Raw genomic sequence first — 3,318 nt, 5'->3', positions numbered from 1 at the left:
TGTATGGGATGCGGGGACAGGATTTGAACCTGTGACCTTCAGGTTATGAGCCTGACGAGCTACCGGGCTGCTCCACCCCGCGTGGGTGGTGATGGTGTGGCTGTGTGGGCTGTGGAGCAGCCCTTGTTCTGCTGTCCGCTCCGCGGCGGGGCTGCTCCACCCCGCGTGGGTGGTGTGTGTCTGGGACAGGTTTGGTGTGTGGGCATCCTGGGTTGGATCCGGCTGGGTGGCCCGGCGGCGACCGACTCTCCCGCAGCTTGAGCTGCAGTACCATGGGCGCTGAGGTGTTTCACGGCCGAGTTCGGGATGGGATCGGGTGTGGCAACCTTGCGATGACCACCGGGCCACCCGGCCGGATCCTTGGGGATGCTTGGGGTCTGGTGTGTGTGTGTTGAGAGAGGGCGCGGCTTGGTGCTGCGTGCGGTGTTCCCTGTGGGGGAACCGCACTGGGTTGGGGATGGGAGTTCACTCGGGCGATTAGTAACGCTCGGCTGCACCGGTTACCCGGCTTCCACCTGCGTCCTATTGACGTGCTGGTCTGGCACGGCCCTCGAGGGAGACCTCGTTTGGAGGGGGGTTTCCTGCTTAGATGCCTTCAGCAGTTATCCCGTCCGCACTTGGCTACCCAGCTGTGCCGCTGGCGCGACAACTGGTACACCAGAGGTGCGTCCATCCCGGTCCTCTCGTACTAGGGACAGATCCTCGCAAGTCTCCTACACCCACGGCAGATAGGGACCGAACTGTCTCACGACGTTCTAAACCCAGCTCACGTACCGCTTTAATCGGCGAACAGCCGAACCCTTGGGACCTGCTCCAGCCCCGGGATGCGATGAGCCGACATCGAGGTGCCAAACCTCCCCGTCGATGTGGACTCTTGGGGGAGATCAGCCTGTTATCCCTAGAGTACCTTTTATCCGTTGAGCGATGGCCCTTCCACGCGGGACCACCGGATCACTAAGGCCGACTTTCGTCTCTGTTCGCGCTGTCGCGCTCACAGTCAGGCGGGCTTGTGCCTTTGCACTCAACAGCCGATGTCCGACCGGCCTGAGCCCACCATCGCGCGCCTCCGTTACACTTTGGGAGGCGACCGCCCCAGTCAAACTGCCCACCACGCAGGGTCCCGGCCCCGGCTAACGGGGCTCGGTTAGACGCCAGAAAGGCGCAGGGTGGTATTTCAAGGTTGGCTCCACCGAGGCTGGCGCCCCGGCTTCGATGCCTCCCACCTATCCTACACAGCCCCTTCCTGGCGCCACTGCGAAGTTGCAGTAAAGGTTCATAGGGTCTTTCCGTCTGACCGCGGGTACCCCGCATCTTCACGGGGAGTTCAATTTCGCTGAGCCCATGCTGGAGACAGTGGGGAGGTCGTTACGCCATTCGTGCAGGTCGGAACTTACCCGACAAGGAATTTCGCTACCTTAGGACCGTTATAGTTACGGCCGCCGTTTACCGGGGCTTCGGTTCGGAGCTTGCACTCCTCCCCTTGACCTTCCGGCACCGGGCAGGCGTCAGACCCTATACGTCATCTCTCGATTTCGCAGAGCCCTGTGTTTTTACTAAACAGTCGCCACCCCCTGGTCTGTGCCACCCCACCCTGCTTGCGCAGAGAAGGGTCTCGCTTATCCCGAAGTTACGCGAGCAATTTGCCTAGTTCCTTCAGCATGGTTCTCTCAAGCGCCTTGGTATGCTCTACCAGTCCACCTGTGTCGGTTTCGGGTACGGTCCATATGCCAGTGCTGTTTCCCGAGCCGATCCAACTGCCCCTCCAATCCGATAAGGAGAGACAGGACTTCACGGCTGTCACATCTGGCGGGCCCAGGACTGTTCACCTGGTTGCCATCGGCTACGGCTGTCGCCCTCGCCTTAGGGGCCGGCTCACCCTGCGCGGATTAGCCTTGCGCAGGAACCCTTGGACTTTCGGCGGGAGAGTTTCTCACTCTCCTTGTCGCTACTCATGTCCGCATTCGCACTTCCGATACCTCCAGCGGCCCTCGCGGGTCCGCCTTCGCAGGCTTACGGAACGCTCCGCTACCACTTGCTTGCGCAAGTCCACAGCTTCGGCAGATGGCTTGAGCCCCGGTACATTTTCGCCGCGGGACAGCTATTAGACCAGTGAGCTATTACGCTTTCTTTAAAGGATGGCTGCTTCTAAGCCAACCTCCTGGTTGTTATGGCCGTCCTACATGCTTTCCCACTTAGCCATCATTTGGGGGCCTTAGCTGGTGGTCTGGGCTGTTTCCCTCTCGACGACGGACCTTAGCACCCGCCGTCTGTCTGCCGCCCTGCACTTCCCGGCATTCGGAGTTCGGTAGGGTTTGGTAGGGCTTTGGGCCCCCCTAGCCCTTCCGGTGCTCTACCTCCGGGAGTGACCGAGCGACGATCTACCTCAATAGATTTCGCGGAGAACCAGCTATTTCCGAGTTTGATTGGCCTTTCACCCCTAGCCACAGCTCATCCCCGACTTTTTCAACAGGCGTGGGTTCGGCCCTCCAGTGGGTGTTACCCCACCTTCAGCCTGGCCATGGCTAGATCACTCGGTTTCGGGTCTTCTACCGGCAACTCGGCGCCCTGTTCGGACTCGCTTTCGCTGCGCCTCCACCTCACGGCTTAAGCTCGCTGCCAACAGAAACTCGCGGACCCATTATACAAAAGGTACGCCGTCACCCACCCTTGCGGGCCGGGCTCCGACTGCTTGTAGGCGCTCGGTTTCAGGTCTCTTTCACTCCCCTCGTCGGGGTGCTTTTCACCTTTCCCTCACGGTACTTGTGCACTATCGGTCGCCAAGGAGTATTTAGGCTTGGAGGGTGGTCCCCCCATGTTCAGACAGGGTTTCACGTGCCCCGCCCTACTCAAGGACCTCTGCAAGCCATACGCCTACGGGGCTGTCACCCACTGCGGCTGACCTTTCCAGGTCCTTCGGCTTAACTCACAGAGGCCACTGGCCTGCTCCGCGTTCGCTCGCCACTACTAGCGGAATCTCACTTGATGTCTGTTCCTCCAGGTACTGAGATGTTTCAGTTCCCCGGGTTCGCCTCCCCTGCCTATGAATTCAGCAGGGGATCTCCCTAAGGAGGGGTTTCCCCATTCGGACATCCGCGGATCAACGATCGCTCGCATCTCCCCGCGGCTTTTCGCAGCGTGCCACGTCCTTCATCGCCTCTTGGCGCCAAGGCATCCACCGAACGCCCTTCTCTCACTCACCATCACCGCCAACCCAGCGCCCGCACGCAGTACCAAACCGCGCACCACGCCAATGCCAGCAACAACAGCAAGCCTTACGCCTACTCTCTCAACTCACACACCAGATATACCTGTCAAAGA

General features: G+C 60.4%; 1 tRNA gene and 2 rRNA genes. All 3 read right to left on the bottom strand.

Annotated elements, in window-relative coordinates:
* Positions 1 to 8 precede the first annotated feature (8 nt).
* Positions 9 to 82, bottom strand: a tRNA-Met gene (locus tag Q7A36_RS39025).
* A gap of 147 nt (positions 83 to 229) precedes the next feature.
* Positions 230 to 344, bottom strand: a 5S ribosomal RNA gene (gene rrf / locus Q7A36_RS39020).
* A 112-nt stretch (positions 345 to 456) separates the two neighbouring features.
* Positions 457 to 3,200: ribosomal RNA gene (locus tag Q7A36_RS39015) — 23S ribosomal RNA — on the bottom strand.
* Positions 3,201 to 3,318 lie beyond the last annotated feature (118 nt).

The organism is Paracraurococcus lichenis (assembly GCF_030657435.1).
In the GTDB taxonomy this organism is placed as follows: domain Bacteria; phylum Pseudomonadota; class Alphaproteobacteria; order Acetobacterales; family Acetobacteraceae; genus Paracraurococcus; species Paracraurococcus lichenis.
The sequence above is the reverse complement of the archived record's forward strand: the minus strand, read 5'-3'. Positions and strand labels throughout refer to the sequence as shown.